The organism is Prescottella soli, from assembly GCF_040024445.1.
Taxonomy (GTDB): domain Bacteria; phylum Actinomycetota; class Actinomycetes; order Mycobacteriales; family Mycobacteriaceae; genus Prescottella; species Prescottella soli.
This window is the reverse complement of record NZ_CP157276.1, coordinates 3086932-3112931: the sequence shown is the minus strand read 5'-3', so window position 1 is coordinate 3112931 and position 26000 is coordinate 3086932. Positions and strand designations below refer to the sequence as shown.

The following is a 26000-nucleotide window of genomic DNA, read 5'->3' as shown; positions in this document are numbered from 1 at the left end:
CAAGGACGTCGCTCAACGCCTACTACTCAAACACCGAATCGGCGAACCAGTCAGCTACACAACACAATTCAGTCATAAAACCGAAAGCCGACTACCTCGCCGACGCGAAGAGCAGTACCTACCGGATATCGGCCGGAATGACCTGCGGCGCACAAGCCAGTTACTCGCTCTCGCCGCGTCCAGCGCCGGCGACCCCGAGGAGCTTGTCCATCTCGCTCTTGCTGGCGAAATGATCACCGCCTTCCGGCTGTGCCGATTCGTCGATAGCGCCCACTGCAAAACTAGTCCTGCAGCCGCCGCTGTGTTCGGCATCAGGCGAACCCAGGTCAGCCGTGAAGGCAAATACCTTGCCACGCCAGGTCACTGGGAACGGACATCTACACGAAGGGCGCGAGGACCAGGCCGCGGGACCTAACAGCAACCGGCATCGCCCTCTACAACCTCGCACGGGCGAACGTGGACCGCCGCCGCCAGATCGCTACGAATCCCCCAGGCAGACGAACCCGACCAGCGCAGGCCGCCCCCTCGACTGTTGGCCTGCGCACATCAGGACACTGAGCGAAGCCGACACCAGTCCGAGTCCGCCGCAGCTCTCCTGCAGTCGCGTCTCGTACGCCGATGGGTTCTCTCATCGGAATACGGAACAGGTGCTTGTCTCATATTTCGGCGATGGCGACGACGACGACTGTAGGTTCCGGATCTACTTGTCCGAGCCACCTGGGATTTTCAAGATCTTCCACGACACTTGTCTCACGTAACTCCGCGCGAAGATGTCCTTTTCCACAGCTCTGCTCCGAGTCGATGACAGATCATCACGGCCACGCCTACCCTCAGTCTCCACCGTCACCGTTCCGCAGCCCCACGGAACCACCACCGCGGACGCCGCCGGCACTCGGTGCCGGTTCCTGCCACCCGATCCGTGTCTCGGGCAGCCCGGCGATCGACGCGAACGCGCCGACTTCCGGTTTATACGGCGTGGCGGCGCGCACTCGAGCCGACGTTCCCCTGAACTGGGGTTATGCATGTCTTTGAGCAGTCGACGGTGCGCGGGAGATGTCTCGTTCTTCGTGCCGCCCCGCTAGCCGGGTGCACTTCACGCGGTGGTGTCACCACGGTGCGGGCGGCGACCGATCCGCCCGAGCGGTTCCGCGACTCCAAGGGCACAGATCCCTGACTGCGCCGTCTCGTGCCCCGATTGTGCGTGTGGACCGAGACCGGAAGCGAAGCGCGGTTTTGACCGGCCCCGGGTTCGATGGGCTTCGCTTCGGCCGGGATAGCGCTTCAGGTTCGCAGACGTCCGTCGGCGCGGAGGACACCGGCAGTCATGGACTGCTTGTTCGGACCGCTCTGTCCTGCGGCGGGCCCCTTCCTGTGAACACGGCCAATCACCAACGTATCGGGGGATAGTCGATGTGAAGCATGCGCGGACTAAGCCATTCGACTCGGGTCTGACGTGGAACACGAACCATCGGCCGGCCGCGTCGATGACAATGCGGGCATGCGCGAGGAATGTGCCGAGTGCGGATTCTCCTATTCCCGCAGCCAGGCCCTCGCGTCTGGCCGACTACTCGGGCTCCTCCTGGCGGACGCCCGGTGAAGCGCTCCTCGGTGACCTTGGAGGTCGGAGGCGGGCGGAGGGCGAGGCGCCAGGATGCCGGGACGAGATGCGCACGCGAAGGACTACCGGGCGAATGGCGAACCTGAGCGTTGGACTCAGCACCACTGATTCACCGTCGATACCCGCGTGCACGGGCGCGGAGGCGAAGACCTCAAAGTCCGTTGCGCTCCAGGCGCGCCCTGGAGGATGCCGCCCACTGTCCGGTGCGTCGAGAATGACGATGCCCAGAAGGCCCTCACCGAGCGAGGGGCGAGTGCCGAGGACAGGAGGGTCCAACGCGTACGGGTTGTTCGACACCAGCACGACGGCGAGCTGAGCGTGCTGGCGCCCTACGTCGTCGACGAGGCGCAGCGCCGGAGTCCTTGCACCGGGGCCGACCACCCGCTTGGCGGTCTCCACGAGGGTGCGCATTTTGGCGTCGCGATAGGCCGGATGGCGAACCGCCTCACCGTAGATCCCGAGAGAGACGTTGTTCACAAACGCGCGGCCGTTCACTTCTGCCAGGTCGATCCGCCGCTCTACCCCGTCGGTGAACGCGTCGAGCGCGCCCGCCACGTCCTGCCGGTCCACTCCGAGGTCGAACGCGAAGTGGTTGCGCGTCCCGGCCGGGACGCAGATGAACGGCACCCCCTGCGCGGCTGCGGCGGCTGCCACGACCGCCAGAGACCCGTCACCACCAGCCATCCCCAGCGCATCCGCGCCCTGCTTCACCGCCTCGTCGACGCACTCCATGAGGCTCTGGCCCGGCTCGAGGACGACCACCTCGATCCCGCGATCCCGTGCCCGTTCAGCAACCCTCGCCCGGCCCGCCGCACCATCTCCCGATCTTGGGTTGACAAACAACACCGGCCGTAGCGGCGGATTGGCTGCACTCCAGCCATATCGGGTCAATCTCTGCTGGGACGGACCACTACCCGGCCGGGGAAGCGGGGGCATGATCATGACGCCGTTCCCCGAAAGCCACCAGCTACCGACTCCAGCCCCATGCCGCCCTCGTGGAGCCCGCCGCCGGTCGGATCCCGCGACGGACCGTTGACCGCTCGTCGGCATCGGACTGGCACGTCGAGCCCCCTTGGCGGTTTGCTGACCGTGACTACCTACCTTACGTCTCGCGTCTCGATTCCACGGTGATCGATGCCGCCGACAACCGAGGCTCGTGCAACAGCACGACTGCAGGGGCGCGGTCGGGGCCGACTGCCAGCAGTCCGGCGGCGCGAACGGCCGCGTACGTCAGCGGCCGTGACACCCTCCCCACAGACGGCCATGTACGGCCCCACTGACGGCCAGAGATGTCTCCCCGGTGATGTCATGGCTTCGTTCCGTAGGGTGACGGCGCCGCTGTCTGGCTGCCCGAGGCCGCCGCGGCCGGGGTTCGCCGCATTCGCGCCAGGATGCCCGAAGCGGTCACCCTGGCCAAGCCACATCCACCCGACGAGGTCGATCGGACGCTCGGGATCGCTGTGGTCGCAGGGCGTTTCGCCCAGACATGATCCGCAGCCTCGTCACAACCTCGGCCGCGAAGCCGGTGAACCGGCACGCGCCCCACCCAGGACGCGCTGCTTCAAACGCCACTTCCGCGAGGCTCTCGGACACGTCGCCGTCCAAGCCTGCCTCACCGTCGCCCGGGTGATCCGCACCGACCGCGTCATCGTCAACGACATTGGGCATTGGCCGTGAGCCCCAGTGCGGCAGGAGGTATTACCGGTTGGTCGACGCCGCATACGAGCGGCGGGCCCTGGCCGTCTCCAGCAACCGGCGCCTGTCGGGATGCGACGAAAGCATGCCCAAGGCCCTGGCCCAAGCCACCAGCGGACACGGGGTGAAGCCTCTGCGTTGACCAAACCTCGTCGAGTCAGCCAGCCTCGGTGCCGTCGACCCTTACCGCGAAATTACCTGGCCACGGGGAAACAAGTGGCCGGCGCTGTGGCCCGCAACTGGCCGCCAGCGGCGAGTGTCGGATGGCCGTCGAAACACTTACCATGGAGATGCAGCGGAAAGCGTCCAGCGACCTCCGAGACTTGGGAGAAGTCGATGAGTAGTCCGCATACTCAGTCGCCAGACACCGCATCACCGCCTACCGACTCGGCGCAGAGTGACGCGCTCCGTGCGGGTCTGGCGCGGTTCGTGGGTCCATGGTGGATCTTTCTCTTGACCGGGATCGCATGGCTGATCATCGCAATGGTGGTGCTGCGCTTTACCACGACTTCGGTGGTCACCATCGGGGTTCTCATGGGGGCAATCTTCCTCGGGGCGATGATGAACGAGTTCCTGATTGCGGCGGTGTGGTCTCCCTGGCGGTGGGCACGCGTGCTGATGGGTGTCCTGTTTCTCGCCGGCGCGATCTGGGCGTTCGTCAGCCCGCTCGACGCGTTCTGGGCTCTGGCGTCCGTCCTCGGCGTGCTTTTCATCCTGCAGGGAGCTCTCGTTCTGATCTCGTCCATCGAGTCCCGGGTCGTGAACAGTGTCTGGTGGCTTGGGGTGGCCGCCGGCGTCCTCGAAATTCTCATTGGTTTCTTGGTCTCGCAGCAGGTGATCGCGGTGCGCGCAGCGCTACTGATCTTGTACGTCGGGTTTTTGGCACTCTTCCGGGGATTCACAGAGATCGTGGTCGCGTTCGAGTTGAAAGGCGCACAGAAGGACCGTTCTGGCGCAGCGATCGGTGGGCCCGCTCTAGGCGACCGAAGCCACGCCACATCGTGACCCCTGCACACCCGAGCGAATCCGCTACGCGGGTGGGCGAAGGACGCCAGCTCCGAGCTGGCGTAGGGAGAGGGACCGTCCTCGATACCAACTCGCCGATCCCCTTGTCAGGTCGGGCTTCCGGCCAGGCTTCCGCTGCCAAGCGTCAACAGGTTCAGATGAAGACCGTCGTCAAATGATTCAGTCGAAAGGAGTAACCAGAATGGCTCTGTCAGAAGCACTAGCGGCCATGACAGCAAAAGCAAAGGAGGCAGAGGACGACTTCCACACCTCGCAGACCGCCCAGCACGCCACGTTGGAAGAGCAAGTCGCAAGAGCGCGGGCCTCGGCCCAGGAGCGCAACGATGAACTTCGGGCCCGCGCCGACGAGGCCAAGTCGGATGCCTCGTCGTGGTGGCGTGACGTCCAGCAGCAGTGGGACCAGCAAGTCCAGCAGATCCGGTCCAACATCGAAGCGAAACGCGAAGAGCAGGACGCCAAGCGGGCGGCTGTCCGGGCCGACAGTGCCGAGGACGACGCCGCGTTTGCCATCGACATCGCCATGGCCGCCATCGAGGAGGCGGACTACGCCGTCCTCGAAGCGGTTCTCCGGCGCGAGAAGGCGAACGAACTTGCCGCAGCGCACTGAGCGCACCCAGCCGGCCAGGGGGTTCGTTCGCGCGCGCGGCGAACCCCTGTTGGGCCTGACCAGTTCCGCGGAATCAGGCGGCAACTTCTGCCACGCCCCTGGACGTGGTCGGGCGCTCGATCAGAAGAGGTGTCCGGTCAACGAAACGCCGATGACATGTTCATCCGGGGTCACCACAGCAAGAATCGCTCTTCCCCACGGTCTCACCTAAGTTGAGGCCGAACGACATGACATCGAGTTATCCCCGCGCCATGTCCACGAACCGCGAGTAGTGCAGTTGGTGCGCGACGGTGATGGTCGCGGTCGGACCGCCACGGTGCTTGCCGAGGATGATGTCGGCCTCGCCGCCGCGCGGGTCGTCGCGCTCGAAGGCGTCGGGGCGGTGCAGCAGCATGACCATGTCGGCGTCCTGCTCGAGCGAGCCGGACTCGCGGAGGTCGGAAACCTGGGGGCGCTTGTCGGTTCGCTGCTCGGGACCACGGTTGAGCTGACAGATCGCGATCACCGGGACCTCGAGTTCCTTGGCCAGCAGCTTGAGGCTGCGGGAGAACTCCGAGACTTCCTGCTGGCGGGACTCGACCTTCTTGCCCGACGACATCAGCTGCAGGTAGTCGATCACGATCAGCCGGATGTTGTGCTTCTGCTTGAGCCGGCGGGCCTTCGCGCGGATCTCCATCATCGTCAGGTTGGGGGAGTCGTCGATGAACAGCGGAGCCTCGCTGATCTCGCTCATCCGCCGCGCCAGACGGGTCCAGTCGTCGTCCGACATCTTGCCCGAGCGCATGTCCGAGAGCTTGATCTTCGCCTCCGCCGACAGCAGACGCATCACGATCTCGGTCTTGCTCATTTCGAGCGAGAAGATGACGCTGGCCATGCCGTGCTTGATGGAGCACGAACGCATGAAATCCATTCCGATTGTGGACTTTCCAACGCCCGGACGAGCCGCGACGATGATCATCTGCCCGGCGTGCATGCCGTTGGTGATCTCGTCGAGCTCGCTGAACCCGGTGGGCACGCCGAGCGAGATGCCGCCGCGGCTGGCGATGGAGTCGATCTCGTCCATCGTGGGCTGCAGCAGCTCCTCGAGCGGCATGAAGTCCTCGGTGGTGCGGCGCTCGGTGACCTCGAAGATCTCCGCCTGCGCGCGGTCGACCACCTCGGCGACGTCCTGACCGTCCGAGCCGGCGTAGCCGTACTGGACGATGCGGGTGCCGGCGTCGACGAGACGGCGCAACACCGACTTCTCCGCGACGATCTCCGCGTAGTAGGCGGCATTCGCGGCGGTGGGGACCGTCTGGGTGAGGGTGACGAGGTAGGGGGCGCCGCCGATACGGCGCAGCTCGCCTCGCCGATCCAGTTCCGCGGACACCGTGACCGGGTCGGCCGGCTCACCGCGGCTGTACAGGTCGAGGATCGCGTCGTACACCGACTGATGGGCGGGGCGGTAGAAGTCGCCCGGCCGCAGCACCTCGAGGACGTCGGCGATCGCGTCCTTGCTCAGCAGCATGCCGCCGAGCACCGACTGCTCCGCGACCATGTCGTGCGGAGGCTGCCGACCGAACTCCTCGCTCGGCTCCTCCGGGGGTCCCGGGTACTCGGAATGACCACGATCATCTACAACCGCCAACGCGACCGCCCTTCCACGCGACGAAGTCCGACGCCGCCCCGCCTAACGCGACGGACGTGCGGAAGACGTCTTTCACACTCTTTGTACCCGTGCACCCCGACAAAACTGTGCCGCCTCGCGGGCGGCTCGAGAGACACGCTCGCGACGACGTTAGGGGTCGGACAACCCGCCCACCAAACCCACCTGTGTACACAGTTGTGGATGAAGTGGGGACGCACCACGCCAGGATGTTAACCGGCCTGGGGAAAACTGGGGATAACCTGGGGACAGACGAACATCACACTGAACAACTTGCAGGTAGATGGGCGTTTTTCGTTTCACAGCCCTGTGGATGGAAACTCATTCGGCGTGTCGCTCCGGTTGACAGCCCGGGCGTGTTCGGTAAATACCCACCCAACAGGAGCATGTCCCAGCTCACAGAATTGACACTGAGTGGTGCATCTATCCACAGCCCGTCCCCAGAGCGCGAACGGCCCCACGGACTCGAAGTCCGCGGGGCCGTTCGATCGAACGCGTCGACTAAGCGGCGACGACGTTCAGGTGGAACTTGGCGGCAACCTCGGGGTGCAGGTTGACCACGATGAGGTGCTTGCCGGTGGCCTTGATGTGGGCCTTCGGCAGCTCCAGGTTGCGCTTGTCGACGACCGGGCCGCCGGCAGCCTTGATGGCGCCTGCAACGTCGGCCGCGGTGACGGAACCGAACAGCTTGCCCGAGTCACCGGCGGTCTTCACCGACAGCGACACACCCTCGAGGCCCTCGATGGCGGCCTTGAGCTCCTTGGCGTGATCGAGACCACGGACCGCGCGCGCTTCCTGCGCACGGCGGATGCCCTCGACCTGCTTCTGAGCGCCACGGGTGGCAACGATGGCCAGGCCGCGGGGGAGCAGGTAGTTACGGCCGTAGCCGTCCTTGACCTCAACGGTGTCGCCGGGCGCACCGAGGTTGTCCACGTCAGCAGTAAGAATCAGCTTCATGTCGTCCCTCCCTTTCCTTAGCGAGCCGTCGAGACGTAAGGCAGCAGAGCAACCTCACGCGAGTTCTTCACGGCGACCGCGATGTCCCGCTGGTGCTGGACGCAGTTGCCGGTGACACGGCGGGCACGGATCTTGCCGCGGTCGCTGACGTACTTACGCAGCAGCGTCGTGTCCTTGTAATCGATCTGCGTGTTCTTTTCCTTGCAGAACGTGCAGACCTTCTTCTTCATAACCTTGTCGCGCAGCGGCGGCTTCGGCATGTCTATCTCCGTTTTCTGGATGTTCCGATTCGGTACGGATCAGAACGGCGGTTCGTCGTCCGAGCCCTGGGAGCCTCCGAAGGAGCCCGCCTGCGGCGCGCTGCCCCACGGATCGTCTCCGCCCTGGCTGTAGTTACCGGACGCCGGACGTCCGCCGCCGGATCCGCCGGAGGAGCCACCGAAGCCGCCCCCGCCACCACCACGGTTGGCCTTGTTGACCTTGGCCGTGGCGTAACGGAGCGAGGGGCCGATCTCGTCGACCTCGAGCTCGACGACAGTGCGCTTCTCACCCTCACGGGTCTCGTAGGAGCGCTGCTTGAGCCGACCGCTCACGATCACTCGCGAGCCGCGGGTCAAGCTCTCCGCAACGTTCTCCGCCGCCTCACGCCAGATGTTGCAGCGCAAGAACAGCGCTTCGCCGTCCTTCCACTCGTTCGTCTGACGGTCGAAGGTGCGGGGCGTGGACGCGACGGTGAAGTTCGCGACCGCTGCACCCGCGGGGGTGAAACGAAGCTCGGGGTCAGCCGTCAGGTTTCCGATGACGGTGATGACGGTGTCGCCTGCCATGTGGTTCCTCCTGCTGTGTGTGGAGTTCCTGTTGGTCCAGAGCCTAGGTGCTGGTACCGACTACCAATTCCTGCGCCCGGATCAGACGGGAATCACTTGCCGTGGCGCAGGACCTTCGTGCGAAGCACCGACTCGTTCAGACCCAGCTGACGGTCGAGCTCCTTGACGGTGGCCGGCTCGGCGGTGATGTCGATGACCGCGTAGATGCCTTCGGCGTTCTTGGCGATCTCGAACGCGAGACGACGCTTGCCCCACACATCGACCTTGTCGACATTGCCGCCGTCCTTACGGACGACATTGAGGAACGTATCCAGCGACGGGGCGACAGTGCGCTCGTCCAGGCTGGGGTCGAGGATGACCATCAATTCGTAATGACGCATAAGACCTCATCACCTCCTATGGACTGTGAAACGGCCACGGACTGTCCGTGGCAGGAGGGTCGTTGCGTCAGCAACCTTTGCAGGGTACACGAGTGGCCTGTGACCAGGGAAATTGATCTGTCGGCCGACGTCCACGGGCAGTCGCCGATCCCACACCGCGCCCCGGATCGTCTTACGCTGGAATGCATGCGGGCGGAGGCGGGCTTCCGAGCCGGAACCATGGTCACGATCCTCACCGCCTGCCTGCTCACACTCGTCATCGCGTACCTGGACAAGGCCCGCTGCGCCGGCCCGCCGTTCGCCGCCGACGGGCGGAGCCTGATCTTCGACCGGATCAGGGACCGCGACGTCTGCTACTCCGACATCCAGTTCCTGTGGCTGGGCCGCGGCATCGACCAGCACCTGTTCCCCTACACCGGCGGCATCACCGGTGACGGCGCGCTCGTCCCGGGCACCGTCGAGTACCCGGTGCTGAGCGGCCTGCTGATGTGGATCGGCGGCCTCGGCGCGCACACCGACGCCGCCTTCCTGCTGCACTCGGCGCTACTGCTGGCGCCGTTCGGGCTGCTCACCGCGTGGCTGCTGGGCCGGCTCGCGGGCCGGGCCGCGCTGCTGTGGGCGGCCACACCGCCACTGGTGATGTACGGCTTCCACAACTGGGACCTGCCCGTCGTCGCGACATCGGTGGGCGCGATCGCCGTCATGGCGTCGCAGCGGTGGTCGCTCCGCACCCGCGGGGCGCTGGCCGCCGTCCTGCTCGGTGTCGGGTTCTGCCTCAAGCTCTATCCCGGACTGTTCGTGCTGCCACTCGCGCTGTACGTCCTCACCGCCGGGCGCACGCGCGGCCGTCTCGACGTTCGCGGCGCGGTCACGGTGATCACGGCCGCCGCCGGGACAGTCGTGGCGATCAACCTGCCGTTCGCGCTCGCGGACTACACCGGTTGGCGCGCGTCGTTCACGTTCCAACTGCAGCGGCAGGCCGATCTCACCAGCAACAGCATCTGGTACTGGGGCCTGCGACCGCTGATGGGCGGCGGGCTGCGGGGCTCCGACGCCTACCACCACCTCGTCGGCATCGTCTCGCCGGCGCTGCTGTTCGCGGCGCTCGGGCTCGCACTGTGGCTGGGCTGGAAACAATTCGAACGGGAGGGCGTCTACCCGTGGATCGGCGTCAGCGGCGCGCTGCTGTGCGCGTTCATCCTGCTGCACAAGGTGCATTCGCCGCAGTACACCCTGTGGTTGATCCCGTTCCTCGTCCTGCTGCGCGTGCCCTGGCCGCTCGTCGGCGCCTACCTCGCGGCCGACCTGGCCCTGGGCATCGGCGTGTTCCGCCTGTTCGACGCCCTCACCCGATCCGACACCGCCGCAACCGAATTCGTCGTCAATCTCGGCGTGTGGAGCCAGGCGGTGCTGCTGGTGACGTTCTTCGTCCTGCTGCTGCGAGCGCCTCCGCGCGGCGTCGCCGGGGAGCCCGCGGCGGCGGTCCGGTCACCGTCCGACGCGCGACTCCTCGTGGGGCGCACCGGCTGAAGCCTGTTCGGGGATCTTCGGTCGCAGCCACCCGGGCAGCCACCGCGGCGGCGCGTCCTCCGCCTGGTCCAGGACGCCGCCGCCGGGGTCGTCGATGAAGCCGAATCGCACCAGGTCCTCCGACGGCCGGTAGATCTGCCGCAGCACCAGCACGCACAGCACGACGACGGCGAGGTCCCGGATCAGGACCGTCCCGGTGAACCACTCCTGGGGCAGACCCTTGTTGGCGACGCCGAGGTAGTACATCATCCGCGGTACCCAGACGAGGGCGTCGATCGTCATCCACGCCAGCAGGATCCGACGGTGGGGGAGGGCGAGGACTGCCAGCGGGACCAGCCACAGCGAGTACTGCGGACTCCACACCTTGTTGGTGAGCAGGAACCCGGCGACCAGCAGGAAGCACAGCTGTGCCACCCGCGGCCGGCGCGGGGCGGTGAGCGCGACGTACCCGATGCCGACGCAGACCGCGACGAACAGCAACAGCGTCACGGCGTTGAGCACGGACGGCGACTCACCGGGTGCGAGCGGGCCGTCGAACCCGGCCCATCCGGTGAACGACGCGATGACGTTGTAGATCGAGTCGGGGTCGGCGCCGCGTTCGGAGTTGAGTCGGAAGAACTCGGCCCAGCCGCGCGGGAACAGCAGCGCGATGGGCAGATTCACCACCAGCCAGGCAGCGGCCGCGGCGAGCGTCGCCTGCGTCCAGTCGCGCATCCGACCCGACCGCAGGCACAGCACCAGAAGCGGGCCGAGCAGCATCAGCGGGAACAGCTTGGCGGCGCCGCCGAGGCCCAGCAGGACACCCGCGAGCACCGGCCGTTTACGCGCCCACGCCAGCAGTCCACCCATCGCGAACGCCGTAGCGAGCGGGTCGAAGTTGGTGAACGCGTGCACGATCACCAGCGGCGAGCACGCGACGAGCGCGGCGTCCCACACGCGTCTGCCGGCCAGCAGCGCGCTCGCCCACACCGTGACCAGCCACGCGATCGCCAGCCCGAGCGCGACCACGTTGAAGTAGATGACCACCTGCAGGCCGCCGGGCAGCCACGGCGTCGCGTGCCACGCCTTCGCGACCACCATCGAGCCGTACTGGTACAGCCCCGACAGCACCGGGTACTCCATGTAGCGGCGCTGCACCGAACCGTCGGATCGGGGCTCCTCCCACCACTTCTTGTACGGGAAGGCACCCTCGTCGAGGTGCTCGGCGCCGTAGAGCGGGACGGTGTCGGAGTAACACATCGCGACGTACTGACGGTTGCCGCCCCAGTCCAGTCCGAGGGCGCCGTTGGCGCCGACCGGGCCCTGCTGGATGCAGCCCGCCTTGCTGAACCAGCCGAGGCTCAGGAAGACGACGGCCAGCAGCAGGATCACCCGCATCGGCGTGAAGAAGCGGGTCCGGCCGATCAGCGCGTGCCGACCGACCGGACCACCGATCGTGGACGTCAGCCGCGCGGTCAGCGGATCCGTGTGACCGGGCACGTCCCGCCAGTCCGCGGACCGTCGATCGGCGGCGAGCGGTGCCGGTGACACCAACTCGCCGCCGTCGCGGGTATCTGTGCTGCCCGTTGTGTTGTCGGCCACTCCGCGAGGCTACCGGGAACGCCTACCCGACGGGCACCGGCTGCGGCGCTCGGCGCTGCTGGCCCGGCGGCACCTGACCGGCCGGCGGAACTTGCTCCTCCGTGGTGGTCGAGCCCGGCGTCTGCGTCGGCGTCGACTGGGTGGTCCGGCCCGGTCCGACGCCCGGGATCGGGATCGTCACGCCCGGCAGGATCTCCACGTTGCTCGTGGTGATCTCGAGAGACGGCGGCGTCGTGGTCGGCTGCGTGGTGCTCGTCGGGGCCGCGGCCGTCGTCTTCGGCGCGGCCGGTGCCGAGTACTCCGGCACACCGGCCTGTCCCGCGATGGGTTCGGGCGTCGGGAACTTCTCGACGTCGGTGCCCTTCAGCGCACCGTCCATCGTTCCCTTCCAGATGTCCGACGGCAGACCCGAGCCGTAGACCATTCCGCCGTAGCTGTTCACCAGCGGGAGACCCTGTTCGGTGCCGACCCAGACCGCCGTCGACAGCGACGGGGTGAACCCGACCATCCAGGCGTCCTTGTTGGAGCCGGTGTCGCCGAGCTGCGCGGTGCCGGTCTTCGACGCCGACGGGCGTCCCCCGGCCAGTCCGTGTCCGCGCGAGTACGCGGCGATCGGGGTCATCGCGGCGGTGGTGTTGTCGGCCACGGCGGCGTCGATGCGCTTCTCGCCGACCGGCGTGCCGCGGTCGAGCAGGACGGTGCCGTCGGAGGTGACGACCTTCTGCACGAAGTACGGCTTGTGGTACTCGCCCGACGCGGCGAGCGTCGCGTACGCGGACGCCATGTCGAGCGGCCGCGACTGGTACTGGCCCAGCACGATGCCGTTGTTGGGGCCGACGCCGCCCGGCTCGGTGAGCGACGGACCGACGCCCGGGATGTCCTCGGGGATGCCGGCCTTGTGGGCCATGTCCGCGATGGCCTGCGGGCCGTCGTCCATCTGCAGCATCTGCCGGTAGAAGCTCGTGTTGAGCGACCGCTTGAGCGCCTCGGCGATGGTGCACGTGCCGCAGGACTCGCCCTCGACGTTGCCGATCGAGATGCCGTTGACCGTGAGCGGGCTGCTGTCGTACATCTGCGACAGCGGGATGCCCTGATCCAGCGCGGCCGCGAGACCGAACACCTTGAACGACGACCCGGTCTGCAGGCCGGCCTGCGCGAAGTCGTAGCCGGTTCCGTCGGTACCGCCGTAGTAGGCGCGGACGGCGCCGGTGTGCGGGTCGACCGACACGACCGCGGTCCGCAGCTCGGACGGCTCGCCGTCCATGTACTTCTCGACCGAGTCGAGCGCGGCCTGCTGCGCCTTCGGGTCGATCGTCGTGGTGATCTGCAGGCCCTCGGTGTTGAGGTCCTGTTCGCTGATACCCGACGCCGACAGCTCCTGCAGGACCTGCTGCTTGATCAGGCCCTCGGGACCGCCGCCGCCGTTGCCGTTGTCGACATCGGCGAGCGGGACCACGGGCGGGAACTCCATCGCGGCGCGGTCGGCGGCGCTGAGCGTGCCGCTGTCGACCATGCCGTCGAGGACGTAGTTCCATCGCGTCTGCGCACCGGTCGGGTTGGTTTCCGGATCGAGGCCCGACGGCTGCTGGATGATCGCCGCCAGCATGGCGCCCTGGGCGACGGTCAACTCCTCGACCGGCTTGCCGTAGTACGCCTCGGAGGCGGCGGCGATGCCGTAGGCACCGCGGCCGAAGTAGATGGTGTTGAGGTACGCGGCGAGGATGTCGTCCTTGGACCACTGGCGGGCCATCTTCGACGAGATCACCAGCTCCTTCATCTTGCGGGTGAGGGAGCGCTCGGAACCGACCAACGCGTTCTTGACGTACTGCTGGGTGATGGTCGAACCACCGCCGGCGCTGTCGCGGCCCAGCACGTTGTCACGCAGGGCGCGGGCGAAGCCGCTCACCGAGAAGCCGGGGTTGGTGTAGAACTTGCGGTCCTCGGCCGCGAGCACGGCGTTGCGCACGTGGACCGGGATCTGGTCGATCGAGACCTCGGTGCGGTTGCCCTCCGGCGGCACGACGCGGGTGATCTCCGTCGTCCCGTCCGAGGCGAGGATCGTCGCCACCTGGTTGGACTTCATGTCGCCGGGCTTCGGGACGTCCGCGGCCACGTACGCGACCATGAACGCCAGCATCGGCAGGATCAGCCCCGCGGCGACGACCGCATACGCGGTGCGGCGGATGACCTTCCACCGACTGGACTTGGTCTTCTTCGGCGGCTTCGGCGGCTCACCGCCCGAGCCACCGCCGGGCTTGCGGGCGGTGGGCGGCGGCCCGGCCGGCGGACGGCCACCCGGTCCGCGTCCTCCACCCTGCGCCGGACGTGCGCCCCCCGAAGCGGGCTGCCCCTGCGGGGGACGACCGCCTTGAGGCGGACGGCCACCCTGGCCCTGCGGCGGACGGCCACCCTGCGGTGGGCGACCCCCCTGTCCCTGCGGCGGACGCCCGCCCTGACCCGGTACGGGTCCGGGGCGGCCTGCCGGCGGCGGGCCGGGGTTGCGGCGAGGAGCCGGGCCACCCATGGGACGGCCGGGCTGCTGCCCGGCCGGTTGTCCACTCTGCTGGGGCCCGCTGGGCCGGCGTGGTCCTGTGGGACGGCCGCCTGGCGGGTTGTTGGGGGAACTCACGTACGAATCTCCAGTAGTCGGGTGACTGCGGGCAGTCCTCGGTGACGTCGTGCTGTGGGCACAGCTGTCGGCTTCCTACTACTCACTCGCGGTGCGTCGGCGGGGAGAGCGAGTCGAGGAGGATCTCCTCGGCCGCTTCGGCGCCGGCACCGCACCGAGTACGTAGGACTGGACCAGATGGTTCCAGCTGCATGTGCGGCACACCTCGACCACGTGCACCGAGAATTCCTCCTCGGTTGCGGCCAGACGAACCAGTTCCTCGGGTGTCCGCGCCGAGCCCGAGACCGGGCCCAGTTTGTCACCGAACACCCAGGACACGATGGTCAACTCTTCCTTGCGGCAGATCGGGCACATGACCTCGCTGCGGCGGCCGTGGAACTTCGCCGCGCGCAGCAGGTACGGGCTCGCATCGCAGACCTCGCTCACGCCGGTCCGCCCCGAGTAGACCTCGGCGAGCAGGGACCGGCGCTGCAGCGCGTAGTCCACGACCTGCCGCTGTATCCGCACGGAGACCAGAGTACGTGCGTCGGCCGCCGGCGGGGTGCGGTGGGAGTATGCGCACGTGGGGACCGACACAAGGTCTTGACACGTCGCCACTGGATCGGTTCGGATGCCGTGGCTCAGCATTCCGAACGGTTTCCTAGGATCACGAACGTGCCCGAGCAGGTTTCCTCCAGAACTCGCGCGCGCGACATCGATCGTGCCCAGACGTGCGGGCTGCTCGACGCCGGCTACGGCGAGGGACAGCTCGACCCCACCGAGTACGAGTCCCGCACCGCCGCGGCGATGAAGGCCAAGACGCTCGGTGAACTCGACGGGCTGGTCTCGGACCTGCAGATTCCCGCGCACCTCGTCGAGACCGCACTCCGGTCCGCAACGGCAAGCCGACGGCCGCGTCGTGGTCCGGTGATCGCCGCGGCCGTCGCCGCCGTCGCCGTCGTGATCGGTGCCGTGTTCTTCGTCGCACGAGGCGACGACGAGGCCGCGCAAACGGCCGACGCCGCGGAGGGCGTTGCCGCTGCCGACGAACCCGCGCCGCTGCCGGCACCGATTCCGGGCGAGCCCGACGCGATCGTGATCGATCCGATCGACACGACCACCGTCGAGGGGATCCGAACTTTCATCGACCGGTACCGCGTCAAGTTCAAGGACACAGTCGTCGATCGCGCCATCTTCTACCCCGATCGTGTGGATGTGACACGCGCGGTCGACGGGGCTCCACATCTGAACCAGCGATACATCTTCATGAACGGGTTCAAACCGTCGATGACGCCCAGCCCACGGGGCGGCAATCCCCAGTCGATCGACCTCGCGGCGATCGATCTCGACCGGCTCGCGGCCAACCTCGCCACGGCACCGGATCGGGTACAGCTCTCGACCGGCCGGATCAGCGACGTCGACGTCCGCGGCACCGGCGGCGAGGTCGAGGTGGTCATCGGCGTCGACAGCCCCGACAAGCGATCCGGCAGCGTGCACACGACACTCGGGGGCGACGAGGTCGACGTCCGAACGGCGGACACGTGACGCCGACCGAACGCCGAAGCATCGCGGACTCCCTGCGCGTACGCGACCGGGGCATGCGGTGGATCGCCGCTCTCGGTACCGCGGCCGTGCTCGCGGTGGGCGGGGCCGCGGTCGTGACTCAGTCGGGCGACGATGCGCCCGCCGGCGTCGCCACCGCCGAGGCGGAATCGGCCGACCTGCTGACACTCACCGAGATGACACGCCTGTTCGACACCCTCGAGCAGAAGCTCGGCAGCCTGGAGGTCGACGAGCTGCGCGTGTACCCCGAGCGCGCCGACATCGAACGCCCCGTTCCGAGAAAGCCTGGCCGGAGCGAGCGGTACAGCTACAAGATCGACTCCGGGAGTCCCACCTTCAAGGGTCCCGACGACGCCGGAACCCGCACACCCACCGTTCCGGTCGACCTCGCGGAACTTCGACCGAACCTGCCCAAGCTGATCGGCTTGGTCCGCGGGATCGAGCAGAGCGTCGGAGTACCGAACCCGGACTCGGTGTATCTGTCGATCGACCGCGATGACGACATACCGGCCGTCGAGATCCTGGTGTCCAACCAGGACATCGCCGCCCACGGGTCAATGATCATGGGCTTCGACGGCGAGATCCTGGAAGTCCGCAGAGCCGACCGGTAGGTGCCTCACGACCGATCTTCTGCACCCGCGCAGTCGGTCGGTCCGGACGTGGTTGCACAACATTCCGAACGGTTTCCTAGGATCACCGACGTGTCCGCCCCTGTCTCTGCCAAAGCTCGCGCGCGCGACATCGATCGCGCCCAGACGTGCGGGCTCCTCGACGCCGGATACGCCGAGGGGCAGCTCGACCCCACCGAATACGAGTCCCGCACCGCCGCGGCGATGACGGCCAAGACGCTCGGGGAGCTCGACGGGCTGGTCTCGGATCTGCAGATTCCCGAACATCTCGTCGAAGCCGCCCGCGCTTCCGCCCCGGCGCCACGCAGGCGCATTCCGGGCCGCGTCGTGGCCGCCGGTGTCGTCGCGGCCGTGGCGGTCGTCGGGACGGTCGCGTTCATGACCCGAGGCCACGACGCGGCACCCGCGACGGTCGTCGGGGCCGAACCGGTTCCGGCGCCCGTCGCTCCCGGCGAGCCGCAGCCGATCGTGATCGAACCGATCGACCCGGTCTCCGCCGACGGAGTCCGCGACTTCGTGCGTCAACTCGCGGTGAAGTTCAACGGGGATCTGCGGGTGGACCAGGTCACCTTCTACCCGACCTACGTGTACTTCACCCGGATGCTGCAGGACCAACCGCATCGCGAACAGGATTGGAGCTACCGGGGCGGCTTCTCCCCGGTGCGGACGCCGGAGTCACGTCCCCTCGACACCACGACAGTCGATCTCGCGGCCCTCGACGTCGACCGACTCGCCGAGGTGATCGCGACGGGTGCGAATCGTGTCGGGGTGCCGACGGGAAAGGTGGAGGACATCTTCGTGCGCGCGGATTCGTCGACCGGCGAGGGTCTGGTCAGCGTCTTGTTCGAGGACAAGGACGAGCGACGGGGAATGGTGGACACGCGACTGGACGGCTCGATCGTCGAGATCTCGAAGCCCGAGGGGCGGTGACCATGCCGAACAGCCGGCGACCCCGGACCCCGACATCGCGGCTGCGCGCCCGCGACGTCGAACGCGATGCGGTGCGTGACGTCCTGGACGCCGCGTACTCCGACGGCCAGCTCACTGATGTGGAGCACCGGAATCGGACAGAGGCGACCCGGTCGGCGCGGACGCTCGCCGATCTCGATCGACTGGTACGGGACCTGCAGGTGGCTCCGGATCTGCGGGATGCCATGCCGACACCGCCACCCTCGCGGGACACCCGCTGGGCCGTCGCACTCTCGGCTGCCGTGGTCCTGGTGTGCGGCATCGTGGTGGTCACGTCGGCCCGGGACAACGACGAGCCAGCCACCGCCGCCGCGGCGACGACCACGGAGTTGACCACCGCGGCGGGTTTCGGGCGGATGCTCGACGAGATAGCCCGCCAACTGCACGATTCGCAGGTCGACCAGCTGACCGTCTACCCCGAGTACGCGACGTTCTCCCGCCAGGTGCCCGGCAAACCCGGCCTCGCGCAGCGGTACGAGTACCGGGTCGGAAAGGGACAGGCCCAGCTCACGGAAAACGGGACGTCGTCCAATCGCACCGAGGGCGTGCCCGTCGACCTGGCGGAGCTACGTCCGAACGTCCCGCGGGTGATCGGGCTGCTCCACGGCGCCGATCGCACGCTTCGTGTGGACGACCCGACCCGGATCTTCTTGGACGCGAAGCGCGGCGACGACGGGCCGGTCGTGAGCATCCACCTGTGGAACGAGGACGCGGGCACGCAGGGCTTTCTGACGGTCGGGTTCGACGGGGCCGTCCGCAGCGTCTACCGAGCCGACCAGTAGGTCTCCGACCCGCGATTTCCGGAAACAAGTGTGTCCGTATATATCGGTGCGATATAGTTGGCAATCGCATCTATCGGTTATGTTCGGGACACTCAGGGGGTGTGATCATGCTCGAGCTGGCAATTCTCGGGCTGCTCCTCGAGTCGCCCATGCACGGATACGAGCTGCGTAAGCGGCTGACCGGGCTGCTCGGTGCGTTCCGCGCCTTCTCCTACGGTTCGCTGTACCCGACGCTGCGTCGCATGCAGTCGGACGGCTTGATCGTCGAGGGCGAGAACGAGGACGGCACCGTGAAACGCCGGGCGCGCCGCGTATACGAGCTGACCCCCGCCGGCCGGAAGCGCTTCTCCGAGCTGGTGGCGGACACGGGGCCCCAGAACTACACCGACGACGGGTTCGGCGTGCACCTTGCCTTCTTCAGCCGCACCCCCGCCGAGGCGCGGATGCGAATTCTGGAAGGCAGGCGACGTCAGGTCGAGGAGCGCCGGGAAAGCCTCCGCGACGCCATCGGGCGGGCCACCGGCTCGCTCGACCGCTACACCCGCCAGCTCCATCAGCTCGGTCTCGAGTCGAGCGAACGGGAAGTGCGGTGGCTGAACGAGCTGATCGCCGCCGAACAATCATCAACAGCAACAGCACCCAAGAAAAACGAAGGAGAACCCGACCATGGGTGAGAACAGCACCGCGGTGCGCGTAGCCATTGTGGGCGTGGGTAACTGTGCCTCGTCCCTGGTCCAGGGCGTGCAGTACTACAAGGACGCCGACGAGAACTCCACCGTCCCCGGCCTGATGCACGTCAAGTTCGGCCAGTACCACGTCCGCGACGTCGACTTCGTCGCCGCCTTCGACGTCGACGCCAAGAAGGTCGGGTTCGACCTGTCCGAGGCGATCAACGCCAGCGAGAACAACACCATCAAGATCGCCGACGTCCCGCCGCTGAACGTCCCCGTCCTGCGCGGCCCGACGCTCGACGGCATCGGCAAGTACTACGCGCAGACCATCGAGGTCTCCGACGCCGAACCCGTCGACGTCGTCAAGGCCCTGAAGGACGCCAAGGTCGACGTCCTCGTGTCCTACCTGCCGGTGGGCTCGGAGGAGGCCGACAAGTTCTACGCACAGTGCGCCATCGACGCCGATGTCGCGTTCGTCAACGCGCTGCCCGTCTTCATCGCCTCCGACCCGGAGTGGGCCGAGAAGTTCCGCGCGGCCGGTGTCCCCATCGTCGGCGACGACATCAAGTCGCAGGTCGGTGCCACCATCACCCACCGCGTGATGGCGAAGCTGTTCGAGGACCGCGGCGTCGTGCTGGACCGCACCTACCAGCTCAACGTCGGCGGCAACATGGACTTCAAGAACATGCTCGAGCGTGAGCGCCTGGAGTCGAAGAAGGTCTCCAAGACGCAGGCCGTCACCTCGAACCTCAACGGCCCGCTGGCCGGCAAGGTCCACGACCGCAACGTCCACATCGGCCCCTCGGACTACGTCGAGTGGCTCGACGACCGCAAGTGGGCGTACGTCCGCCTCGAGGGTCGCGCGTTCGGTGACGCCCCGCTGAACCTGGAGTACAAGCTCGAGGTCTGGGACTCCCCGAACTCGGCCGGCATCATCATCGACGCCATCCGCGCCGCGAAGATCGCCAAGGACCGCGGCCTCGGTGGCCCGATCCTGCCGGCGTCGGCGTACCTGATGAAGTCCCCGCCGGTCCAGATGGCCGACGACAAGGCTCGCGCCGAGCTCGAGGCCTTCATCATCGAAGCCTGATCGCTTCCGAACATCGCTGTGGCGGTGGGAGAGTCCCCGGACTCACCCACCGCCACAGGCGTTTTCACGGGAAGTGTTTCCGAATAATCACTGGGCGGACGAACCGTCCGGTGCTATGGTGACTTTCGTGGGCACTCTGAATCACTAGATCGGGACGCCGCGTCGAGCATGCTCCGCGGCGGGTCCTGAGCGCGCATCCCCTCCGCCCGAATCGTTCGGGTCGATTGCGCGAGGGCACCTTTCCCCGATCGGCCCGGATCTCCTCCGGGCACAAGGAGTACGCCCATGCCCGTCTCACAACTCTCCCTTCGTGCCGCCTCGAAGCGCTACGGCGACCGCATCGTCCTCGACGATGTCGACCTGCCGATCGCGCCGGGCGAGAAGGTCGGCGTCGTCGGCGACAACGGTTCCGGCAAGTCCACCCTGCTGGCCCTCATCGCCGGTCGCACGCGCCCCGACAACGGGGACGTCCACGTCGTCACGCCGGGCGGCGTCGCCTACGCCGCTCAGTCGCTGGATCTACCCGACGGCGCGACGGTCCAGCACGCGATCGACCACGTCCTCCACGATCTGCGGGCGCTGGAGTCGCGGATCCGCGACACGGAGCGGCAGATGTCGCGCGCCGCGGCCGACGAACTGGGCACAGTACTCGACGAATACACCCGACTCACAAGCCTTTTCGAGAGTCGGGATGGCTACACCGTCGACGACCGGGTCGACGCCGGACTGCACGCGCTCGGGTTACCGGACCTCGATCGGTCGCGTCCGTTCGCGACGCTCTCGGGCGGGGAGCGTGCCCGGCTCGCGCTGGCGGCGAGCCTGGCGTCGAACGCCGAGCTGCTCCTGCTGGACGAGCCGACGAACGACCTCGACGACGAAGCCGTGGCGTGGCTCGAGGACCGTCTGCTCGCACACCGGGGCACCGTGGTGGCGGTGACGCACGATCGCGTGTTCCTCGACCGGTTGACACCGGTGATCCTCGAGGTCGCCGACCGAGGCGTGCGTCGCTACGGCGACGGCTACGACGGTTACCTCGCCGCGAAGGCCACGGAGCGACGTCGCCGACTGCGTGAGTACGAGGAGTGGCGGCTCGAACTCGACCGCAGCGCACACCTGGTCGACGCCAACGCGGCGAGGCTGGAGGCGATTCCCCGCAAGCAGGAGAAGGCGGGATTCGGTCACGGCGCGTTTCGGGCGCGCGGACGCGATCACGGGGCGATGGGGCGAATCCGCAACGCCAAGGAGAGGATCGATCGCCTCACCCGGAACCCGGTCGCGCCGCCGCCGGAACCGTTGCGGTTCACCCCTTCGCTGTCGGCGGCGACCGCGCGGGCGTCCGACGGGCCGCTCGTGCGTCTGCGGGACGTGCGGGTGGCGTCGCGGCCGGCGATCCCCGAGCTGGAGGTCCAGCTCGGCGGGCGTCTGCTGGTGACCGGCCGCAACGGCGCGGGAAAGACCACCCTGCTGAATGTCATTGCGGGCGTGGTCGTTCCAGATGCCGGGACGGTGTGCGCACCGGTGCGAGTCGGGTACCTACGGCAGACGGCAGGTGCGTGGCCGCTCGCGGCGACACTTCTGCAGGCATACACCAGCCGACGGCCGGTCGGTCCGGACGACGCGGCCACCGAACTGCTCTCGCTCGGGCTGTTTCGCCCCGAAGACCTGGACCGTCGAATCGTGGACCTGTCGTTCGGACAGCGCCGACGCCTCGACGTGGCGCTGCTGGCGACGTCGGGCGCCGACCTGCTGCTACTGGACGAGCCCACCAATCACCTGTCGCCGGCGCTGGTCGAGGAGCTCGAGGAGGCGCTCGACGCGTTCGCGGGTGCCGTCGTCCTGGTCACCCACGACCGTCGGATGCGGCAGCGCTTCCACGGTGATCACCTGGCGCTGTGATCACCACGTCGGGGCGACGCCGTTGCTGCGCAGCCACACCTGCGGATCGACCTGCCGACCGCTGGGATCCCAGACCTCGAAGTGCAGGTGCGGGCCCGTCGACTGGCCGCGGTTGCCGACCGTCGCGATCTGCTGTCCCGCCGCGACGCGCTGGCCGACGCTCACGACGTAGGTGTCGACGTGGCCGTACACGGTGATGGTGCCGTCGTCGTGCTGCACGCGCACCCACTGCCCGAACCCGGAGGCCGGACCGGCCGAGATCACGGAGCCGGCGGCGGCCGAGTAGATCGGCGTGCCGAGGCTTGCACCGATGTCGATGCCGTTGTGGTGGCTGCTCCCGCGCGGGCCGTATGGCGACGTCAGCACACCGGAAACCGGTTGGACCACAGTGGAACTCGAACCCAGGCGGTGGACCGATCCGGCAGCCTGAGCGGGTTGCGGCGCCGCGGTCGCGGTGGCGACGCCGAGCTGCGCCCCTCCGACGAGGAGGGCGCCGGCGATGGCCGCGACCGCCGCCGCCTTCAGGGGTCCTCGATGGGGGCCGGACTTCGACTGGATGGAATTGCGAACGAAACGGTGCGATGGCTGGTGGTGCTTGCCCACGGGTGTTACCTCAATTTGTGTCTTGCTCATCGGCCCCAGGGAGCGGCGCTCCCATGAGGGACCGTCACAAAAGAGTAACGAAACGATATCAATCCGTCGAGCGTTATCGAATTTTTATCTCACCCGGATATGAACCGACCGGTATTGCGCAAACGTACAGGTCAGGGCGCTTTCTGCGTGCGGGCCACCGGTCGGCGGTGGAATCGCGCTAGGCCATCTTCGAGACCACCGACAGCGGCAGCACCTTCATCGCCATCGACAGCGGCGCCCACGGCCACGTCGGGACGTACGCCTTGTTCGGCTCCTTCTCGATCGCGGCGGCCAGGGCCCGGCAGCCGGTCTCGGTGTCGACGATGAACGGCACCTTCTTCACCTTCTCGTTGATCTCCGACCGGATGAAGCCGGGGAAGATGGTGCTGACGCCGATGCCGGTCTTCGCCAGGTCGGCGCGCATGCCCTCGCCGAGCGCCGCGACACCCGCCTTGGACGCCGCGTACGTCGTGAGGTTGCGCGGCATGCCGCGCACCGCGCTCACCGACGAGATCAGTACCACGTGGCCGGCGTTCCGCGGCCGGAACAGCTCGAGCGCCGCCTCGCTCTGTGCCAGCGCGCCGAGGAAGTTGGTGCGGGCGGTCTGGGCGTTGGCACGAAAGTAGCCCGTACCCAACGGCTGCCCCTTACCGAGGCCGGCGTTGACGATCACCCGGTCCAGGCCGCCCAGTTCCTCGTCGAACTCCCGGAACACGGTGAACACCTGCTCGTGGACGTCGACGTCGAGCCGCCGGATCACGACCGTGATGTTCGGGTGTGCTGCCAGGAGTTCGTCGCGCAGTTCCTCGAGCCGCTCGGTGCGCCGGGCGGCGAGTGCGAGATTGCTCCCCCGGGAGGCAAATTCGCGTGCCATGCCCCGTCCGAGGCCCGAACTCGCGCCCGTGATGAGAATGTTCCTGCGCGTGGTACGGCTGCTCACTACTTGCCCTCCGTGTCGATCAGTTCGTTGCAGCGCGTGTCCAGGTAGCCCACGGCGATCCAGAAGTGCTCGAACGCCGGATTGGTGGTCTGCCCGTGGTGGTAGCGGTAGTAGATCTGCTGCGCGATCACCGCGAGCCGGAACAAGCCGAACACCTCGTAGAAGCGCCAGTTGTCGACCGGCAGACCCGTTCGCTCGCCGTAGTATTCGACGATCTCGCGCCGGGTGAGCATGCCCGGCAGGTCCGACGGCTGACGCTTGGTGGCCAGCATCATCGGGTGGTCGTCGGCCTGCACCCAGTACGCCAGGCTCGACCCGAGATCCATCAGCGGGTCGCCGATCGTCGCCAGCTCCCAGTCCAGGACAGCCCGCGGCCGCAGGTCGTCGCCGAGCACGACGTTGTCGAGCCGGAAGTCGCCGTGGATCACCCGCGAGGCGACGTCGGCCGGCTGGTTGTCGGCGAGCCACCTCGTCACCCGGGCGAAGTCGGGGACGTTGTCGGTGCGGGCGGCGGCGTAGCGCTTGGTCCAGCCCGCGACCTGGCGGGCGACATAGCCGGTGCCGCGGCCGAACTCGTCGAGCCCCGACGACGCCGGGTCGACGCCGTGCAGTTCGATCAACAGGTCGATCACACGCAGGCACAGCTCCCGCGTGTTCTCCGGGGTCAGCCCCAGTTCGGCCGGGGGAGCGGACCGCAGAATGGTGCCCTCGACGCGTTCCATGACGTAGAAGTCGCTGCCCAGCACCGACGGATCGGTGCACAACCCCACCATCGCCGGCACGTGTGGGTACACCGGCGCGAGCAGGGACTGGATGCGGTACTCGCGGACCATGTCGTGCCCGGACGACGGCTTGGCCCCCGCCGGGGGTCGACGCAGCACCAGGTCGCGGTCCGGGTAGCGCAGCAGATACGTCAGGTTCGACGCGCCGCCGGCGAACTGGCGCACCTCGGGAACACCGCCGAAATCCCCGGAGGCGTTGTGCTGCAACCACCGCGCGACGGCGTCGACGTCGAAGGCGTCCTCGTCGCGGACGGTTCGCGCGTTGTCGGGCAGCTGGGCGGTCACAGGTACTTGCCCAACTCGAAGCGGGCCACCAGGCCCTGGTGCACCTCGTCCGGTCCGTCCGCGAGCCGCAGCGCCCGCGCCGCCGTCCACGCACCGGCGAGCGGGAAGTCGTCGGACAGCCCACCGCCGCCGTGGATCTGGATCGCGAAGTCGATCACCTGCTGCGCCACCCGCGGCGCGGCGACCTTGATCTCCGACACCGCCGACCGCGCACCCGCGATGCCCGCGGTGTCGAGGAGCCACGCGGTGTTGAGCACCAACAGCCGCAACTGGTTGATGGCGATGCGGGCGTCGGCGACGCGTTCACGGTTGCCGCCCAGGTTGATCAGCGGCTTGCCGAAAGCGACGCGCTCGGTGCCGCGGCGGATCGCGAGCTCGAGCGCCGCCTCCGCGAGGCCGACCAGGCGCATGCAGTGGTGCACGCGCCCCGGCCCGAGTCGACCCTGCGCGATCTCGAATCCCCTTCCGGGACCGGCGATAATCGCGCCGAGCGGCAGCCGCACGTTCGTGAACGACACCTCGCCGTGCCCGCCGGGCTCGTCGTAGAAGCCCATGGTCGAGAGCATTCGCTCGACCTTCACACCGGGGGTGTCGATCGGTACCAGCACCATCGAATGCCGCTGGTACTTGGGCGCTTCCGGATCGGTGAGGCCCATCAAGATGAGAATCTTGCAGTCCGGGCTACCGATGCCGGTGCTCCACCACTTGCGCCCGTTCAGCACCACCTCGTCACCGTCGACGACGGCCGTCGCGGCCATGTTGGTGGCGTCGGACGACGCGACGTCGGGTTCGGTCATGCAGAACGCGGAACGGATCTCGCCGTCCAGCAACGGCTTCAGCCACCGCTCCTTCTGCTCCGCACTGCCGTAGTGGTAGAGCACCTCCATGTTGCCGGTGTCGGGGGCGTCGCAGTTGAACACGGCGGAGACGAAGGGGGAGCGGCCCATCTCCTCGGCGAGCGGGGCGTAGTCGACGTTGCTCAGGCCGGCGCCGAGTTCGGTGTCCGGCAGGAAGAGGTTCCACAGGCCCCGCGCGCGGGCCTCGGCCTGCAGCGCGCGGAACTCGTCGGACACCTGCCACATCGCCGCGCCGGAGACGTCGGCGCGCTGCGCGAACGGCGCCACCCGCTCGGCCCGCAGGCGCGCCTCGACCGGGGCGACCTCGGTCGCGATGAACTCTCGCAACCGGTCGAGGTACTCCTTCGACCGGGCGCTCTGGGCGAAATCCATGCCAGCCTCCGTGACGTCGCGACTAACTGAGCATTGCTCAGTTAACCTAAACGTAGA

General features: G+C 67.8%; 23 protein-coding genes and 2 pseudogenes. 12 read left to right on the top strand and 13 right to left on the bottom strand.

Annotated elements, in window-relative coordinates:
- Positions 1 to 1564: 1564 nt before the first annotated feature.
- Positions 1565 to 2554, bottom strand: coding sequence for a diacylglycerol/lipid kinase family protein (locus ABI214_RS14540; RefSeq protein WP_348611645.1), 990 nt, complete (start codon positions 2552 to 2554; stop codon positions 1565 to 1567).
- Positions 2555 to 2943: 389 nt separating this feature from the next.
- On the opposite strand from ABI214_RS14540, the pseudogene ABI214_RS14535 reads away from it, so the two are divergent.
- The 4 genes and pseudogenes from ABI214_RS14535 to ABI214_RS14525 all read left to right on the top strand — a co-directional run.
- Positions 2944 to 3099: pseudogene (locus ABI214_RS14535) on the top strand (IS21 family transposase); the annotation flags it as partial.
- A 218-nt stretch (positions 3100 to 3317) separates the two neighbouring features.
- Positions 3318 to 3425 (top strand): annotated as a pseudogene (locus tag ABI214_RS25505) (ATP-binding protein); the annotation flags it as partial.
- A gap of 341 nt (positions 3426 to 3766) precedes the next feature.
- Positions 3767 to 4318: a DUF308 domain-containing protein gene (locus ABI214_RS14530; RefSeq protein ID WP_348603233.1), complete on the top strand. Its 552-nt coding sequence runs from the start codon at positions 3767 to 3769 to the stop codon at positions 4316 to 4318.
- A gap of 202 nt (positions 4319 to 4520) precedes the next feature.
- Positions 4521 to 4946, top strand: coding sequence for a hypothetical protein (locus ABI214_RS14525; RefSeq protein WP_348603232.1), 426 nt, complete (start codon positions 4521 to 4523; stop codon positions 4944 to 4946).
- Positions 4947 to 5184: 238 nt separating this feature from the next.
- Here the strand turns inward: ABI214_RS14525 and dnaB are convergent, their stop codons facing one another.
- The 5 genes from dnaB to rpsF all read right to left on the bottom strand — a co-directional run bounded on the left by dnaB (position 5185) and on the right by rpsF (position 8755).
- The gene (dnaB, locus tag ABI214_RS14520; RefSeq protein WP_280763023.1) at positions 5185 to 6573 is read right to left on the bottom strand and encodes a replicative DNA helicase; all 1389 of its coding nucleotides are present in this window, start codon (positions 6571 to 6573) and stop codon (positions 5185 to 5187) included.
- A 519-nt stretch (positions 6574 to 7092) separates the two neighbouring features.
- Complete coding sequence (gene rplI, locus ABI214_RS14515; protein ID WP_280763022.1) at positions 7093 to 7548, bottom strand: 50S ribosomal protein L9; 456 nt, start codon at positions 7546 to 7548, stop codon at positions 7093 to 7095.
- 17 nt (positions 7549 to 7565) lie between these two features.
- Complete coding sequence (rpsR, locus tag ABI214_RS14510; protein ID WP_127917760.1) at positions 7566 to 7808, bottom strand: 30S ribosomal protein S18; 243 nt, start codon at positions 7806 to 7808, stop codon at positions 7566 to 7568.
- A gap of 39 nt (positions 7809 to 7847) precedes the next feature.
- Positions 7848 to 8375, bottom strand: a complete 528-nt coding sequence (locus tag ABI214_RS14505; protein ID WP_348603231.1) for a single-stranded DNA-binding protein — start codon at positions 8373 to 8375, stop codon at positions 7848 to 7850.
- A 92-nt stretch (positions 8376 to 8467) separates the two neighbouring features.
- Positions 8468 to 8755 carry a 30S ribosomal protein S6 gene (gene rpsF / locus ABI214_RS14500; RefSeq protein ID WP_348603230.1) on the bottom strand — a complete coding sequence of 96 codons (288 nt, stop codon included), beginning with the start codon at positions 8753 to 8755 and terminating at the stop codon, positions 8468 to 8470.
- A 186-nt stretch (positions 8756 to 8941) separates the two neighbouring features.
- Here rpsF and ABI214_RS14495 point away from each other — a divergent pair, with 186 nt between their 5' ends.
- Positions 8942 to 10285 (top strand): glycosyltransferase 87 family protein, encoded by a 1344-nt coding sequence (locus tag ABI214_RS14495; protein WP_348603229.1) that lies wholly within the window; start codon positions 8942 to 8944, stop codon positions 10283 to 10285.
- Here the strand turns inward: ABI214_RS14495 and ABI214_RS14490 are convergent.
- From ABI214_RS14490 to ABI214_RS14480, 3 genes are all read right to left on the bottom strand, one after another.
- Positions 10244 to 11866, bottom strand: a complete 1623-nt coding sequence (locus tag ABI214_RS14490; protein WP_348603228.1) for a glycosyltransferase family 87 protein — start codon at positions 11864 to 11866, stop codon at positions 10244 to 10246. The two genes, ABI214_RS14495 and ABI214_RS14490, sit on opposite strands and share 42 nt — an antisense overlap.
- Positions 11867 to 11888: 22 nt before the next feature.
- Positions 11889 to 14390 (bottom strand): transglycosylase domain-containing protein, encoded by a 2502-nt coding sequence (locus ABI214_RS14485; protein ID WP_348603227.1) that lies wholly within the window; start codon positions 14388 to 14390, stop codon positions 11889 to 11891.
- Between the two features lie 183 nt (positions 14391 to 14573).
- Positions 14574 to 15002: a DUF5318 domain-containing protein gene (locus ABI214_RS14480; protein WP_280763017.1), complete on the bottom strand. Its 429-nt coding sequence runs from the start codon at positions 15000 to 15002 to the stop codon at positions 14574 to 14576.
- A gap of 108 nt (positions 15003 to 15110) precedes the next feature.
- On the opposite strand from ABI214_RS14480, the gene ABI214_RS14475 reads away from it, so the two are divergent.
- From ABI214_RS14475 to abc-f, 7 genes are all read left to right on the top strand, one after another.
- Positions 15111 to 16019 (top strand): DUF1707 SHOCT-like domain-containing protein, encoded by a 909-nt coding sequence (locus tag ABI214_RS14475; RefSeq protein ID WP_348603226.1) that lies wholly within the window; start codon positions 15111 to 15113, stop codon positions 16017 to 16019.
- On the top strand, positions 16016 to 16648 hold the full coding sequence (locus ABI214_RS14470; RefSeq protein WP_348603225.1) for a hypothetical protein: 633 nt from the start codon (positions 16016 to 16018) through the stop codon (positions 16646 to 16648). The genes ABI214_RS14475 and ABI214_RS14470 overlap by 4 nt, the downstream gene beginning before the upstream one ends.
- A 90-nt stretch (positions 16649 to 16738) precedes the next feature.
- Complete coding sequence (locus ABI214_RS14465; RefSeq protein WP_348603224.1) at positions 16739 to 17596, top strand: DUF1707 SHOCT-like domain-containing protein; 858 nt, start codon at positions 16739 to 16741, stop codon at positions 17594 to 17596.
- Positions 17597 to 17598: 2 nt separating this feature from the next.
- On the top strand, positions 17599 to 18417 hold the full coding sequence (locus ABI214_RS14460) for a DUF1707 SHOCT-like domain-containing protein (RefSeq protein WP_348611642.1): 819 nt from the start codon (positions 17599 to 17601) through the stop codon (positions 18415 to 18417).
- A gap of 107 nt (positions 18418 to 18524) precedes the next feature.
- On the top strand, positions 18525 to 19091 hold the full coding sequence (locus ABI214_RS14455) for a PadR family transcriptional regulator (protein ID WP_348603223.1): 567 nt from the start codon (positions 18525 to 18527) through the stop codon (positions 19089 to 19091).
- Entirely contained in the window at positions 19084 to 20178 is a 1095-nt protein-coding gene (locus ABI214_RS14450) for an inositol-3-phosphate synthase (protein ID WP_348603222.1), read from the top strand. The genes ABI214_RS14455 and ABI214_RS14450 overlap by 8 nt, the downstream gene beginning before the upstream one ends.
- A gap of 285 nt (positions 20179 to 20463) precedes the next feature.
- Entirely contained in the window at positions 20464 to 22074 is a 1611-nt protein-coding gene (gene abc-f, locus ABI214_RS14445) for a ribosomal protection-like ABC-F family protein (RefSeq protein WP_348603221.1), read from the top strand.
- Here abc-f and ABI214_RS14440 read toward each other — a convergent pair whose 3' ends face one another.
- The 4 genes from ABI214_RS14440 to ABI214_RS14425 all read right to left on the bottom strand — a co-directional run bounded on the left by ABI214_RS14440 (position 22075) and on the right by ABI214_RS14425 (position 25943).
- Complete coding sequence (locus ABI214_RS14440) at positions 22075 to 22677, bottom strand: M23 family metallopeptidase (protein WP_348603220.1); 603 nt, start codon at positions 22675 to 22677, stop codon at positions 22075 to 22077.
- 208 nt (positions 22678 to 22885) lie between these two features.
- On the bottom strand, positions 22886 to 23647 hold the full coding sequence (locus ABI214_RS14435) for an SDR family oxidoreductase (protein WP_348603219.1): 762 nt from the start codon (positions 23645 to 23647) through the stop codon (positions 22886 to 22888).
- A complete protein-coding gene (locus tag ABI214_RS14430; protein WP_348603218.1) occupies positions 23647 to 24714 on the bottom strand; it encodes a phosphotransferase family protein in 1068 nt (355 codons plus the stop codon). The genes ABI214_RS14435 and ABI214_RS14430 overlap by 1 nt, the downstream gene beginning before the upstream one ends.
- Entirely contained in the window at positions 24711 to 25943 is a 1233-nt protein-coding gene (locus ABI214_RS14425) for an acyl-CoA dehydrogenase family protein (RefSeq protein ID WP_348603217.1), read from the bottom strand. Before ABI214_RS14425 ends, ABI214_RS14430 begins: the two co-directional genes overlap by 4 nt.
- Positions 25944 to 26000: the final 57 nt, after the last annotated feature.